Origin of the sequence: Sphingomonas sp. PvP056 (assembly GCF_040549155.1) — a bacterium.
Taxonomy (GTDB): Bacteria; Pseudomonadota; Alphaproteobacteria; order Sphingomonadales; family Sphingomonadaceae; genus Sphingomonas.
This window is the reverse complement of record NZ_JBEPST010000005.1, coordinates 209241-223791: the sequence shown is the minus strand read 5'-3', so window position 1 is coordinate 223791 and position 14551 is coordinate 209241. Positions and strand designations below refer to the sequence as shown.

7 protein-coding genes are annotated in these 14551 nt (G+C 65.3%); 5 read left to right on the top strand and 2 right to left on the bottom strand.

From position 1 onward, the window contains the following. The first annotated feature begins 94 nt into the window (after window positions 1–94). The 5 genes from ABIC17_RS13815 to lysA all read left to right on the top strand — a co-directional run bounded on the left by ABIC17_RS13815 (window position 95) and on the right by lysA (window position 10017). The gene (locus ABIC17_RS13815; RefSeq protein ID WP_354282635.1) at window positions 95–7318 is read left to right on the top strand and encodes an autotransporter outer membrane beta-barrel domain-containing protein; all 7224 of its coding nucleotides are present in this window, start codon (window positions 95–97) and stop codon (window positions 7316–7318) included. A gap of 390 nt (window positions 7319–7708) precedes the next feature. Further along, window positions 7709–7972, top strand: a complete 264-nt coding sequence (locus ABIC17_RS13810; RefSeq protein WP_354282633.1) for a hypothetical protein — start codon at window positions 7709–7711, stop codon at window positions 7970–7972. A 13-nt stretch (window positions 7973–7985) separates the two neighbouring features. Further along, window positions 7986–8507: an SAM-dependent methyltransferase gene (locus tag ABIC17_RS13805; protein ID WP_354282631.1), complete on the top strand. Its 522-nt coding sequence runs from the start codon at window positions 7986–7988 to the stop codon at window positions 8505–8507. Continuing rightward, complete coding sequence (locus tag ABIC17_RS13800; RefSeq protein WP_354282629.1) at window positions 8504–8767, top strand: hypothetical protein; 264 nt, start codon at window positions 8504–8506, stop codon at window positions 8765–8767. Before ABIC17_RS13805 ends, ABIC17_RS13800 begins: the two co-directional genes overlap by 4 nt. Before the next feature lie 17 nt (window positions 8768–8784). Next, window positions 8785–10017 (top strand): diaminopimelate decarboxylase, encoded by a 1233-nt coding sequence (gene lysA, locus ABIC17_RS13795; protein ID WP_354282627.1) that lies wholly within the window; start codon window positions 8785–8787, stop codon window positions 10015–10017. 134 nt (window positions 10018–10151) lie between these two features. Here lysA and ABIC17_RS13790 read toward each other — a convergent pair whose 3' ends face one another. Both ABIC17_RS13790 and ABIC17_RS13785 read right to left on the bottom strand, forming a co-directional pair. Continuing rightward, a complete protein-coding gene (locus ABIC17_RS13790) occupies window positions 10152–12080 on the bottom strand; it encodes an alpha-L-fucosidase (protein WP_354282625.1) in 1929 nt (642 codons plus the stop codon). Window positions 12081–12119: 39 nt separating this feature from the next. Then, window positions 12120–14510 carry a glycoside hydrolase family 95 protein gene (locus ABIC17_RS13785; protein WP_354282623.1) on the bottom strand — a complete coding sequence of 797 codons (2391 nt, stop codon included), beginning with the start codon at window positions 14508–14510 and terminating at the stop codon, window positions 12120–12122. Between the last annotated feature and the right edge of the window lie 41 nt (window positions 14511–14551).

Here is a 14551-nt window from a genome sequence, read left to right as displayed (position 1 = left end):
CAGGTTCTGCGGTCAAGCGCGTCCGGCCATCGACTTTGCTAGACAAAAGCATTCCTCTTCCAGTAAGCTTTTGAGCGAATTGGGGGGATGCTACATGGCTGAAGGTATGTCGTCGGCGCAGCGCGTGCGCGCGCGCGCGTTGCAGACGAGCGCTCTGGTAATGACGCTGGCGCTGGCAGCCCCCGCTTTCGCGCAATGCGCGCCCGATCCGACGCTGGTGGATGGCATCAATACCTGCACCGGTACCGACGTCGACGGCATCCGGGTGACGACGCCAGGCACGACCGTCACCGTCGCCAGCGATGCGACCGTGACCAATGCGGGCGGAGCGGCGATCGCGATCGAGGTGCCAAACACCGTTCCGACGATCGCCGAAACCGTCATCCTATCCGGGAAGGTGACCGGTGGAACGCAAAGCGGGATCATGCTTCTGACCGGGGCGGCGTCGACGTATAACGGCAGCACGACACGGTTGGCGCTGACCCTGACGGAAGGCGCGACCTTGTCGGGGTCTACGGGCCTTGACATGGCGCAGACTGCCGGCAGCCTCTACGGCCAGCTTCTCGCTACGGTTGACAATGCCGGCATGATTGCCGGATCCAGCGGCGTGGCGCTTCGCGGCGACGTTGCCACGACGACCAACGGGTTCACGACTTCCTGGTCCGCGTTCGGTTCGATCACCAACCGCGCGACCGGTACGATCTCGGGCAGCATCGTCGGCCCGGTCGCGGCGCTGAACAACGCCGGGGTCATCGACGGCGGCAGCGGCAGCGCGTTGACCAGCGGCAACGCTGGAACGCGCTATCCCTACACGATCTATCCCGGCACATGGACCAACAATGGGACGATCCGATCAAGCGGCACCGCCGCGACAATCGTGAGTTCGACCATCGGTACGCTGGTCAATGGCGGAACGATCGTCAATGCGGGCGCCGGCGCGGCATTGTCATCCTCGTCGCTGGTCGTCGAGAACCAGGCGGGCGGGCAGATCGGCAGCGGCGGCGCGACCGCCATTGTCGGCACCGGCTATCTCAATCTGGTCAACCGCGGGACGATCACCGGTAACGTCGTGACGGGGGACGGCAACAGCCTGATCGATTCATCGCAGGGCCTGATCAACGGTTCGGTCGTGTTCGGCGCAGGCTCCGACACATTGGTGGTTCGCTATGACGGCACCGCTACCCCGGTGACGGGGATCACCGGCACGATCGATGCCGGCGGTGGCGTCAATACGCAGCGGATCGCCATCGGCACCGATACGACGATCGCTACCCCGGTCGCCTTGCTGACCGGATTCCAGCAGTTCGCGATCGCCACCGACACGGGCGTGACGACGACGCTCGGTGCGGGATTCGTTGCGCCCACGACGATCCAGGTCATCGGTGCAGGGTCCCTCATCAATCGTGCGGCGATTGCGACCACCGGCTCGGCGTTCGTCCTGAACGGGGTTTCGTCGCCCGGCGTGCAACGCTTCGTAAACGAGGGCAGCATCCAGACCGGCAGCGGATCGGCCTATGCGATCACCGGAGGATCCGGGTATTTTTCTCAGATCGTCAACGCTGGTACGGTCGTGTCGGCCGGCGGCGGCATCATCAGTTCGCAGGCGAGCGTCATCAATGCCGGCACGCTCACCGTCGCGGGCACCGGCGTCGAGATTTTCGGTAACGGCCTGACCAACAGCGGGACGATCCGGTCGACCGCAGGCATCGGCGCACGGCTCAGCGGCAATGTTGGTACCCTTTCGACCAACAGCGGGACGATCCAGGGTGCCAAGACCGGCGTGCAGACTAGCGCGTATCTGGCCAACACGGGATCGATCACGGCGACCAACAGCGACGGTACCGCTGTGGTACTCGACGCGTACGGCGTGGTGTTCAACAATGCAGGCGGAGTCATCGGCAATGGCGGCCAAGCGATTACCGGCACGCTGTTCAACGAAACTGTCGTCAACGCTGGCACGATCAACGGCCAGGTTTCGCTGACCTATGCCGATGAAGGTCGCAGCAGCCAGCGATATATATCGCAGGCCGGAGGCGTGCTGAACGGCAATCTCGTGCTAGGCTCAGGCGGCCTCCTGTTCACCGATCTGGTCAACACCGGCCCCGGGATGTTCGCGGGGATCACGGGCTCTGTTACCGCTGCGAGCGGTGCGAAGCTGCGCTACCGTGTGACCGGCGCGCAATCCGCCGTCCTGGGTCCGGTCGGTCCGTTTGCCAATGCCGCCTATGAATTGACCGAGGGCGCAGCGCTGAGCCTGACCGCACCAGCGACGGTCACGCAGCAGGTGCTGGTCGCCGGTACCGGCAGCATCGACCTCTACGCCGACCTGGCGACCACCACGGCGACGTCCGCGCTAGCCGTGGACAGCATCCTGGCGACTCAGGCGTTGTACGGCAGCCCGACAGGCGTGCTCGCGATCAGCAGCCACGGCACCATCACGGTGACGCGCGCGACCGGGAGTTCCGATGGCTGGGGTGCGGGCGTGAGGCTCGGCTACGACGACAGCTTCACCAATTTCGGCACGATCGCCGTCGCCGATCGCAACGCGAACGGCGGCTCGGCCGGCATTGTCGGCAGCATCAGCAGTGGCAGCGGGACCGTTACAAACGCCGGCTTGATCCTGCTCGATGGTGGTATCGGCATATCGAACGCCAAGGTCGTCAACACCGGTATCATCGCGCAGATCGACGGTGGTGCGGTCGCGCGTGGCGTCGTCGACGGAACGCTCGACAACCGCGGGACCATCCGTGTCGGCGGTGTCGCGGTAAGCGCGTATAACAGCGGGCAGATCGTCAATTCGGGCACGCTGTCGAGCACCGCTGGCATCGCCATTTCCGGCAACGACACCTCTGCTTCTGCCAATATCACCAACGAATCAGGCGGCACGATTACCGGCACCGGTGGAACCGCGGTGCGCCTCTATTACGGCACCTTCACCAACGCGGGCGCGGTGAACGGCACCGTCGATATGGGATATGGTTTTCCGTACTACGCTGGCGCGCCGACGCGGTCCAATGCCGGCAGCACCTTCGTCGCCGCCGGCGGCACCATCGCAGGTGACCTGCTATTCGGTGACGGCACCGACTTGCTCCTCCAGACCGGGGACTCGCTTGGGGTCTCGGGCATCGTTGATGGTGGTGCGGGTTATGACCTTTACGGTCGCGTGCTCACCACCAGCGATACCATGGCGATCGACTTCGCCGGAGTTCGCAACTTCGAGGATGCGCTGATCGGGGCAGTGGGCGCGGACACGGTCGCCACGGTAACGGCATCGGTCCCGTTCGCGGGCAATCTGTATCTGGTAGGTAACGGTACTGTCGCGAACCAGGCTGCGATCGCGGGCCGGTTGACTACCGACTTGCCCTATCCACTGTCCAATCCGTTCAATGCCAACCCGCTGTTTCCTGCCGACCGGACGCTCGTATCGATCACTAATGCCGGCTCGATCGTGGGAGGTGCCTCGCTCCGGACGGCATCCTTCACCAACACCGGTACGATCGGAACCGCTGCGCTGGCGGACACTGCGGTATCGATCAATCAGTCGTCCGCGTTGCGCTTCGACAATAGCGGAACGCTCGAGAACGACGGCAGCACGGATACCGTCTCCGTGTATGCCTCGGCAATAAACTTTGCCAACAGCGGACGGATTTCGGCGGGCATCGGCAATAAAGCGGTGTCGCTGCTGAACTATTCCAATGGTTCGGTCGCGGCGACTAACAGTGGGACACTCGTCGGGGGGCTCTTGGCGTTGTCCTATGCCGATTACGGACCGTCAGACAGCGCGCCATCATCCGCATCGGTTTCGCTCGTCAACAGCGGCACGATTACCCGTACGTCAGGGGCTGTCGTCGATCTGCAGGTCGATAGCGGCACCGCGTCGCTCGACAATTCGGGCACCATAGAGGCAACCGGTAGCAATAGCATCGGTGCGCTGGTCTATGCAGCGGGCCTGTCGAATGCGTCCACCCAGACGATCAACGTCGTCAACGCAGGCACGATCCGCGCCAACGGCGATACGAGCATCGCGCTGCTGCTCAACAGCAGCACGTCCGCCACGGCGACGCTCGTCAACGCTAGCAGCGGGCTGATCGAAGCGGCTGGCACGGGGTCAATCGCAATCCTTTCCTATGAGGCAGGCCTCGATCTCACCAACGCTGGCACAATCCGTGGCGGGATGGGGAGCGAAGGCGCGTGGGCAGACATGCCCGGCGACGTCGCCGGCGCGATCCAGACGATCGACAGCGCCGACGACCGGATCGTCAATACCGGTTCAATCATTGGCTCGGTCGCGCTGGGTGCCGGCAACGATACCATCGAGAACCGCGGCCGGATCGAAGGCGACGTGTTCCTCGGATCCGGCGACGACAGCTTCCTGCAACTGGCGAGCGCGACGCTGCTTGGCACGGTCGACGGCGGCACCGGGACCGACAGCCTGATCGTCGACGCGACCGGCGGTGGTGCCTTCAATGGTGACCAGTTCATCAACTTCGAACGCTTCGGTCAGATCGGGCAGGGCAGCGTCGCCTATTCGGGCATTTTCCGCTTCGATACGATCGGCGTATCGCTGGGGACCGTCACGGTCGCCGCGGGCGAAACGCTCGCCAGCAACGGACCCGTCACGCTGACGGGGTCGGACTCGGCCGAGACGGTGAACAACAACGGCACGATCGCGGGGTCGGTGCTGCTGCTCGGCGGCAATGACCGCTTCGTCAACGCAGGGCAGGTCGGCGGTGCCGTGTCGCTCGGTGATGGCGACGATGCCTTCGTCGAACAGGCTGGCAGCCGTGTTGTCGGCGGCGTCGATGGTGGCGCGGGCAACGATCTCTACACGATCGCCCTTGCCGGCGATCATGCGGGCCTTGGCGCGCGGACCGGGTTCGAGCGGCTGGGCGTCATCGGCTCGGGTGCTTTGTCGCTCACGCTCGACCAGAACTTCAACCAGATCGCGCTGACCGGAACAGGGCTGAACCTCGGCCTCGCCGGCTACACCGTCGGCGCCGTGACCGGATCGGCGGCGGCTGAAACGCTGAGCGTCGACGGCGATATCGCCAGCGTCTCGCTTGATGCCGGCGACGATAGCCTTACGCTGGGCACGACGCGCGCCGCGGGCCGCTACGACGGCGGCGCGGGTACCGACACGCTGCGCTTCGGCGCGTCGGTGCCGGTCACGCTCGCGGGGACCGCGACGGGCTTCGAGCAGGTCGTGCTGGATGGCGGTGCACTGACCGTGACGGGGACGCTCGGCACCGCAGCCGCTACGCTGGCGTTCGGCGTCGGCGACCAGCGGATAACCGTCGCAAACGGTGGCACGCTTGCCGGCACGATCGATCTTGGCGCGGGCAATGACGGTTTCCGCCTCGCCGCGGCCGGGACTCTCAACGGGACCGTTGCCGGCGGAGCCGGAACCGACACTGCGACGATCGAGCTGGCTGGCAATCGCACGCTCGGCGCGGTGCTGATCGGGTTCGAGACGCTCGCCACCGAAGGCGCCGGCACGTTGTCGCTGGCCGGCACGCACGCCTATGACCGTGTGCTCGCAAGCGGCGACCTGACGATTGCGGCAGGCGCGTCGCTGGTCGCACCGCAGCTCGTGTTCGCCGAGGGTAACAACCGCTTCACGATCGCCGGTACCTTCGCAGGGTCGGTCGACGGCGGTGCGGGCAGCGACACGATCGCCGTGTCGGGGGGCAGCCAGACTGCCCCGGTCGCGTTCGGCTCGGTCGCCAATGTCGATGCCTTCACGATGTCGGGCGGGTTTGCGACGGTGTCGGGTACGGCGGCGTTCGGCGCCGTCGACCTGACCGGAGGGCGGCTTGTCGGCCTTGCCGGTTCGACGATCGGCGCGTCGCAGATCCTCGTCCGTCAGGGCGCGACCTTCGGGTCGGCCGGGACGGTCAACGCCAACCTGACTGTCGCGGGCACGCTCAGTCCCGGCGCGTCGCCTGGCACGATGACGGTGAACGGCAATGTCGCGCTCCAGTCGGGGTCCGTGTCACTGTTCGAGATCACCCCGACGGTGTCGGACACGCTGCTCGTCAACGGTACGCTGACGATTGAATCGGGTGCGACGCTGCAGCTTGCGCCGAGCGGGACGCTGCGCCCCGGTACGTCTTATGACCTTATCCTCGCGAGCGGCGGGGTCACCGGCAGCTATTCGACGATCGTCAAGCCGGACACGCTGTTCGGGTTCGTCGTCCAGCGCGCAGACCGGATCCAGCTGCTCGGCCAGTTCCTCGGCGATCCCGCCTTCTCGCCGCAGGTCTCGCGCAGCATCGCCTATGCCAATGCGACGCTCGCGGCGGTGCCGGCCACGAGCGCGTTGTTCGACGCGCTGCCGTCGCTGCTGACTGCCAGTGGCGCATCAAACCCGCTAGCCTTCGCGCAGATCACGCCCGAGGCCTATGCCTCGGCAACACAGATCGGTGTCGACAACGCGCTTGCCCTGTCGGGTGTCGCGCGGGGCGCGGCGTTCGGCACGGCGGGAGACGAGACGCACGCCTTCACCTTCGCGCAGACGCTGGGCGGGTGGCACCGGCTGGGCAGAGATCCGGCCACGGGTACCGCGATGGCGCAGAGCCGCAGCTACGGCTTCGTGGGCGGCGTCGGTGTCGGCAACGCACGCTGGAGCGTCGGCGGGTTCGCGGGTTATCTCAACGATCGCCAACAGATCGACGCATTGGGTGCGCGGACAACGCTCGACGGCGTCGTCGCGGGTGTCCATGGCCGCTATCTCACCCCCGGTGGGTTAGGCGTGACCGCATCGGTCCTCTACGATGGTGGCAAGGCCCGGACCGACCGCGCCTTGCCGGGGGAGGCGTCCGCGAACGGGCGCTACGACCTCCACAGCTGGGTCAGCGACGTCTCGGTCAGCTACGAGTTCGCGATGGCCTCGGACTGGACGCTTCGCCCGCGTGCGGGCGTCACCTATGTCCGCACCACGCGTGACGGCATGGCGGAAACGGGCGGCAGTCCGTTCGCACTGACCGTCGCACGCGACCGCCATGTCGCGGGCTTCGCCGATGCCGGGCTGTCGTTTGCACGACCGGAAACATCGACCAACCCGTTCCGTCCGTTCGTGTCGCTCGGCGCGCGGTACCAGATCGAGGGAACACGGACCGACGCGGTCGCCGGTTATGCTGGCGGCAGCCCGGGCCTTGAAGCGTTCGGCGCGCAACGGGCGCGGGTGGTCGGCACGGCGGCGGCGGGCATCGCCTATCGCCTGCAGAGCGGACTCGACCTGTTCAGCTCGGTCGGGTCGCAGACCGGCCGCGACGATCACCAGGAGAGCGTGACCGCGGGGTTGCGTCTGCGGTTCTGATGTCGGCGGTTGGGGCATATTGCGCGTCATCTCGGGCGTGCGGTTGCCCCGACCGGATCGATCATAACATCGTAGGTTGCTCGACGGATTGCCGTGCGTCGGAGCCGTTCGCTCGCGGGTATCTATCCGACCGACTACACATCGAAACTAGTGTTAGCGGACACATGCTCACGATGCCCACGGCATCTCGGATGTAACCTACTTGAGCATGAAATCGGATCGCGAATGGGCTTCTCGTCTCTGGTGACGGCCGCAAATGCGATGAGCCGTTACCAATGCTACGGCTGCACTATGGTGTTTCCGGGAATCGATCTCGAATCCCTATGCTTGGGTTCGTAATTCCGGTCTGCGGGTGCTTGGACGCCCGATCATGGAGGCACGAAGGCGAACATGTCGTCTGAAACTAATCCGGAGCCCGACGAACACGGGCTCGTCATCTACGTCGGTCAGGACAAGGCGGGCCACTGGCTCGTCCAGGATAACGGCAAAAAGCTGGAAGGCCGTTTCGTATCACGCAGCGCGGCGCTGAGCTTCGCCAGGGGCGAATGCCAGATCTACCACGCGAGCCTGGAAATTGCGGCAATGCCGCTGGTCCCGATGATCCCCTTCGGCCCGATTGCCGCAGCGGATTACGCGCTCGCCCGCGCTGCCTGAAGGACATTTCGACATGGAACCCATACAGAACAGGGTCGGCGTGCCCTCAGGTGCGGCCGGTCGTCTGCGGCTTGCTACGTCCGTGGCGGCGGGCGGTCGCGCGGCGCAGAGCGATCCGCGCTGGCCGTCTGTCGCTGCTGCACTTGCCGAACTGCGGGAGCAGCATCGCCACGCGGTGCGGATCGTCGATGCGGATTGCGCTTGCGGAACGCTGCTGATCGAGACGGCACGCTATGCGCGCGGGCTCGGGTTCACCGCGATCGAGGGACATGGCATCGATGGTGCGCCCACGTTGATCGGTCGCGCGCGGGCGTCCGCAGCTAGGCTGCAGGAACCCGCGATCGGCCTTACCTTCGAATGCGCCGACATGGTGGAGGCGTTGGTACGGGAGGCAGACTTTCCCGCCGACATCGTACTGTTCCATTGCCGTCACGAGGGAAGCGATCACCGCGCCGCTGCGGCGCTGCTCGCTGCCGCCGGTAAGGTCGTAATTGGCGATCCGGTAGCGACCTCGGTTCGCAGGCAGGCAGCATGACGCGGCGCGACTTGCAATGGAAAGGCGGAGGCTTTGCGCTGACGGCGATCTCCTGTGCGCTGTGCGTGGCGGTTGACGGGGCGCCGTTCACGATCGCCTTCTTTCCGTTGGCGCTGCTCGGCCTGCCGCTGATGCTGCACGGCAAACGTGTGGGGCAGATGTTCCGTGCGGAACGGCGAGGTCACGGACACACCGTCGACGTCGTCCATGCCGCGCGTGTGCGTCGACGCGGGCAGGGTACGGACGGCTTCGGTCATTGAAGCGCTGAGGAATCATCATGACCTTCTTCAAATATCACAACGGCATCCTGCATGCCGAACGCGTACCGCTGCCGGTTATCGCAGACGCGGTGGGTACGCCCGTCCATGTCTATTCAGCCGGTGCCCTGCGACACACTGCCAACCGCTTCATGGCTGCGCTCCGCCATCTTCCGGCGGCGCGGTTCGCCTTTGCCGTCAAGGCCAACCCCAATACGGCCGTGCTCCGGCTTCTGGCGGATTGCGGCTATGGTGCGGATATCGTGTCGGGGGGCGAATTGCGGCGTGCGCTGGATGCAGGGATGGCGCCTTCCGGAATCGTGTTTTCGGGCGTCGGCAAGACCGACCGCGAGCTTACGGACGCACTGGACGCCGGGATCGGTCAGTTCAACCTCGAGTTGGAAGAGGAGGGGCACGTGCTGGCGCGTCTCGCCGAATCGCGCGGCGTGCGTGCGCCTGCGGTTCTGCGGGTCAATCCGGACATCGACGGGGGCACGCACGCCAAGATTTCGACCGGCAAGCGCGAGAACAAGTTCGGGGTTGCCATCACCGAGGCGCCCGACATGTTCGACCGCCTCGCGCGGTTGGACGGGCTGGATCTCCACGGCATCGCCTTGCACATCGGCAGCCAGCTTGCCGACCTCAAACCGCTTGAAGCCGCGTATCGCCGCGTCGGGGAACTGGTGTTCGCGCTGCGGTCGCGCGGGCACGCGATAACGCGTGTCGATCTTGGCGGCGGGCTGGGCATTCCGTACCGGTCTGGCGACGCAATGCCGTCGTTCGATGACTATGGCGCGATGGTTTCCCGGGTGACCGAGCAGTGGAGTGTTGGCCTCACGTTCGAGCCAGGCCGGGTTATTGCGGGTCTCGCCGGGCTGCTGATGACTCGCGTGATATGGGTGAAGCCGGGCGTTGCGCATCCGTTCGTTATTGTCGATGCCGGGATGAACGACCTTGCGCGGCCAGCTCTTTACGACGCGTTTCACCGTTTTGCTGCGGTGACCCCAAACGGAGATACCATGGTGGCCAACATCGCGGGTCCGGTCTGCGAGACCGGCGACACGTTCGGCATGGCGCAGACCGTCGATCTGGTACGTCGCGGGGACCTGGCGGTATTCCATGCCACCGGTGCTTATGGTGCAGCGATGGCGTCGAGCTATAATTGCCGCCCGCTGAGCCCACAGGTGCTGGTCGATGGCGATACCTTTGCGGTGGTGGGCGATCGTATCTTGCCGGCAGAGCTGGCGGCTTGATCCACGTGTCCCCGGGACCGCCTGTGATGCTCAGGAGGAAAGTGATCCGCCCGAGCCTTTTCTCGACACCATCGGCGATCGTTGGGCTGATCGGTGCGATTATGGACCGACCGTCGCCCTGGAACGGGTGCCGTTCATCGTAGCAGCTGAACCCCCGCGATTGCCATATTGCGGGCTGGAGCGGCCAAGCCGATAAGGCTGAGCCGGACAAAAGCAGCCGTGGGCGAGGATGGAAATACGATCCTCTGCGGTGTCAACGCGTTCGCGATGTTAGAGAACTCGTCCGTACGCGCAGCGGTCCATGTCTTTCCGTCCATGCTTGCTTCGACACGATAGCGTTTCGGTGGCGCTGCATCGGTCATCACCGCCCGTGACGGGATCAGGACGAACCCCCGCAGGCGAACAGGCACCGCGAGTTTCATCGTGATGGACACCTCCTGTGTCGGGTCGGTGACGGGGACGCGCCAGACGGTGCCGGAGTCATCGTCGGTCAGCGCCTCGGCACCCGGTGCCGGTGCTGCAATGATCGACCACGCTTCGGGCGGCAGGACATCGTTCGGTCGTGCCGCAGGAAGCTCTACCCCCGCCGGATCAACCTGGCGGAACAGCGCAATCTCGGAGATGGCGGGGCATACCGGCGCGTCGACGATCCGCAAACGCAGCCGTCTGGCGTCGACCGGAGCCGGCAAACGAACAACGCGCTGCGCCGAGATGCAGGCGCCCGTTGCTGCTTCCTGCCATCCCGAACCTGTATCCAGATCGATCGCGAAGCGCGTGACGCGGGTTCCCAGAGGCAGATATTCCCGCATCCTGATGAGATCGAAGGGACGTCCTGGACGCAGATCGAGCACGATCTGCGGGGTGTGGATTGCATCCGGGCTCGACCAGTAACTGTCGGGGTCGCCGTCGAGGACCTTCGTCGCTGCGAAGGCGACGCCGCGTTCGTGATCGGCGGTGGCCCGTGCACCTTCCGCCAGGTTGGTGGAGAAAGTCGCTTGCTGGGCTTTTCCAAACGACTGCAGGACCGCGACATCCGGGTCAGCGAGCCGTCCGCGTCGATCGGGTGGGAGGTTGAGGATCAGGTTTGTTCCACGCGCCACCGACTCATCGTATAACCGGACGAGCCGCTGGGGCGTCTTGATCTTGGAATCCTCGTCCGCATGATAAAACCAACCGGGTCGGATCGAGGTGTTGGTTTCCGCCGGCCACCACAAGGGGCCATTCCGCAGGCCGCTATTGCCCTCGGCTTGGCTGGGCTTGTGGTCGGCCATGGTCGGCCAGCACGGGTCGCCCGCGACGCCGTCTTCGTTCCCGACCCAGCGCAGATCGGAGCCGAGCGGTTCGAACGTGCAGGCCATCGGCTGATGCCGATGGACCAGCGAAACGATCGACGGCCAGTTGTAATAGGCTTCGGCGTCGATCTTCCGCGTCTCCCGTGCGCCGCCGTAATAGCCGTCGCCGCCGTTGGCACCGTCGAACCAGAATTCAAACAGTTCGCCATACCGCGTGCAGAGCTCGACGATCTGCTTGCGGTAGTAATCGATATAGGCCGCCTTGCCATAATCGGCATGGTTTCGGTCCCAGGGTGACAGATAGAGCCCGAACGCGAGACCGGCCCGCCGACAGGCCTGTTCGAACTCGCGGACAATATCGCCCTTGCCCTGCCGGAAAGGACTGTTGCGGATGCAATGCTCGGTCAGGGTCGTCGGCCAAAGGCAAAAACCATCATGGTGTTTCGCGGTCAGGACGATCCCCCGTAATCCGCCAGCCTTCGCGGCACCGACAATCTGGTCCGCGGAAAAGTCGCTGGGATCGAACAGCTTCGGGCTTTCGTCGCCATAGCCCCATTCGCGATCGGTGAACGTGTTGATCGAGAAGTGGACGAAGGCATATTGTTCGCGCTTGTGCCACGCCAGCTGGCGCGGGGAGGGGGCGGCACCCCAGGGTGCGGGTGCCCCGGCTTTGCCGGAGCGCGGTGCAGCAGCACTCGACGTTCCGATCATCGCCAGCCCGGATGCGGCGATGCTGGAAACAAGGACGGTACGGCGGGACATCTCGGACATGGGTATTCCTCGTATCTGGGCGTGGCGCATCGACGATGCCTAGGCCGAAACCTGTGCCGCGGATCGGTTCTGCAGCGTGATGCGATAGGTCCTGCCAGGCGTTGCCTTGAACGCCACGAGACCCCGGTCGAGGGTGTGCGGGATCGCGCGGCCCGCGTGCTGCACGGCTATCGTGTCGAACGCGCTCGGCGGCCGGATCGTGATCGTATCGGCACCAGCCGTGATCGTTGCGGTGACGCTTGCTGCCGTCCACTCGACCGCAACACGGTGCCCGCCCCGCGCACGCAGACCGGTAATTCTTCCCGCTGCCCATGCTGGCGGAAGGGCCGGAAGCAGCGCGATCGCGCCTCCATGGCTTTGCACCAGCATCTCGGCGATCGCGGCGGTGATGCCGAGGTTCCCGTCGATCTGGAACACCGGCCGCGGCTGCGCCGGGTGTGTGTCGAGAAGGTTGCCCGCCACACTGTGCGCCAGGAAAGCGGACAGCGACCGGCCCGCATCCGAGCGGCTCCCCAGCCGCGCCCAGACTGCGGTCGCCCATGCGCGGCTCCAGCCGGTGCTCGATCCTCCGTGGGCCTCTCGCCGCGTCAATGCCGCCCGAACAGCTTGGGCGAGCTGCGGGGTGTTGTGCGGATCGATCTCGGTTCCCGGATAGCTCGGGTAAAGATGGGAGATGTGACGATGGCCCGGGTCCTGTTCGGGGACATCGTGCGACCATTCCTGCAGCTGTCCGTAGCGCCCGATCCGATAGGGCTCGAGCTGATCACGCAGCCTGGTGAGCCGCCCGGCAAGCGCACTGGTGTCGCCCACCAGCCTCGCGGCTGCGATGCAGTTGGCGAACAGTTCGCGGATCATCGCCAGATCCATCGTGCACCCGGTACCGATCGCCGCGGCTTTGCCGGACGCATCGAGGTACAGGTTTTCCGGTGAGATCGACGGAGCGGTGGTCATCCGGCCGTCGCGTGGATCGCGGACCAGCCAGGCGGCACAGAATTCCGCCGCGCCGCGAAGGATCGCGAATCCCCGTCGTTTGAGGAAACCGAGATCCCCGCTGAAGCTGTAGTGCTCCCAGACATGATGCGCGAGCCACGGCCCCGCCATTGGCCAGTTTGCCCAGTTCGGGTCGCCGTCCCCGCCGCCGACCGGATTGCTCATCGCCCAGATGTCGGAATTGTGATGCACGCACCAGCCCGGCATGCCGTACAGGATGCTGGCGGTGCGCGCGCCGTTCACTGCCATTCGTTCGATATGGTCGATCAACGGCAAGTGGCATTCCGCCAGATCGCAGCTTTCCGCGGGCCAATAGTTCATCTGCAGGTTGATGTTCGTGGTGTAGTTCGAACTCCACGGCGGCCGGACGGTCGCATTCCAGATGCCCTGCAGGTTGGCCGGCATGGTTCCCGCGCGTGAGCTTGCGATCAGGAGGTAGCGGCCCAGATGGAACAGGCGTTCCGAACGAGCGACGTCCGGGTCGCCCCCCGTGGCGTGAAGCTCCAACGCCGTGCGCCGGTAAAGCGCACGGTGATCCGTCACATGGCGATCCTGCAAGGCACGATACGAACGGCGTATACCCGCCACGAGATCTCGGCGCGCATTGGCGAGGATCACTGCTGGCGCCAGATCGGGTGCGCAATCGAACCGGCGGAAGCAAGTCGCTGCCGTGACGCGGACGATGACTTCGCTCGCCCCGGTGATCTGCACTCCGTCCTTGGCAGCGACAACCGCGCCGCCAGTCGTCTCGATGCTGAGGATCGTCGCAAAGTGCATGCCCAGACCGGGCCTGTCGGAATAGGCAATCGGTTCGGGCACCTTGCGATACTCGGGTTCGCATCGGGTGGGCGCCTTGCCGATCAGCGTGATGGCGTTGCCTGCCGCGGTGGCACTTCCGCGGAGTTGGGTGCTCAGTCCGATTCGGCAGGAAATGGCGGAGCCCTGGTCCGCACTCAGCCTGAGGACGATCATCCGATCGGGATGCGAGGCAAACAGCTCCCGACGGAACCCGACGCTGCCGATGCGATACGCGACCGATGCGATCGCCCGGTCAAGATCGAGCTCTCGCCGATAGGCTGTGGGGACGTCGCTATGGTCCATGACGAGCTTCAAATCGGCCATCGGAGCGAAGCTTTGGCTGAATGCTCCCTGTAGCGGCTTGCTCCGCCGATCGGCCTCGACGCCATCCCCGGCAAAGGCAGCATCGCGCACCGCGGTCAGCACCGCCCGGCCGTCATGATCCGCTGCCCGGTCCGGCTGCCCGGTCCAGAGCGTGTCGTGGTTCAGCGAGATCGTGTCCTCGCCGATGCCGCCGCCCATCATTGCGCCGAGGGTTCCGTTGCCGACCGGATGCCCAAGCAGCCACTCGCTTGCCGGCGAGGTTGACGTGATGCGATGCCGGTCCGCCTGAGACCATTCTCCGCCAGCAGCGGCATCCACGTGAGCGGCAACCCCCAACAGCATCGCGCCACCCCCCGCCG

Excerpts from the sequence above, each read along its gene's own strand:
- ABIC17_RS13810 (WP_354282633.1), top strand. The coding sequence starts at position 7,709 with ATGTCGTCTGAAACTAATCCGGAGCCCGACGAACACGGGCTCGTCATC.
- ABIC17_RS13800 (WP_354282629.1), top strand. The coding sequence starts at position 8,504 with ATGACGCGGCGCGACTTGCAATGGAAAGGCGGAGGCTTTGCGCTGACG.
- ABIC17_RS13805 (WP_354282631.1), top strand. The coding sequence starts at position 7,986 with ATGGAACCCATACAGAACAGGGTCGGCGTGCCCTCAGGTGCGGCCGGT.
- ABIC17_RS13790 (WP_354282625.1), bottom strand. The coding sequence starts at position 12,080 with ATGTCCGAGATGTCCCGCCGTACCGTCCTTGTTTCCAGCATCGCCGCA.
- lysA (WP_354282627.1), top strand. The coding sequence starts at position 8,785 with ATGACCTTCTTCAAATATCACAACGGCATCCTGCATGCCGAACGCGTA.
- ABIC17_RS13815 (WP_354282635.1), top strand. The coding sequence starts at position 95 with ATGGCTGAAGGTATGTCGTCGGCGCAGCGCGTGCGCGCGCGCGCGTTG.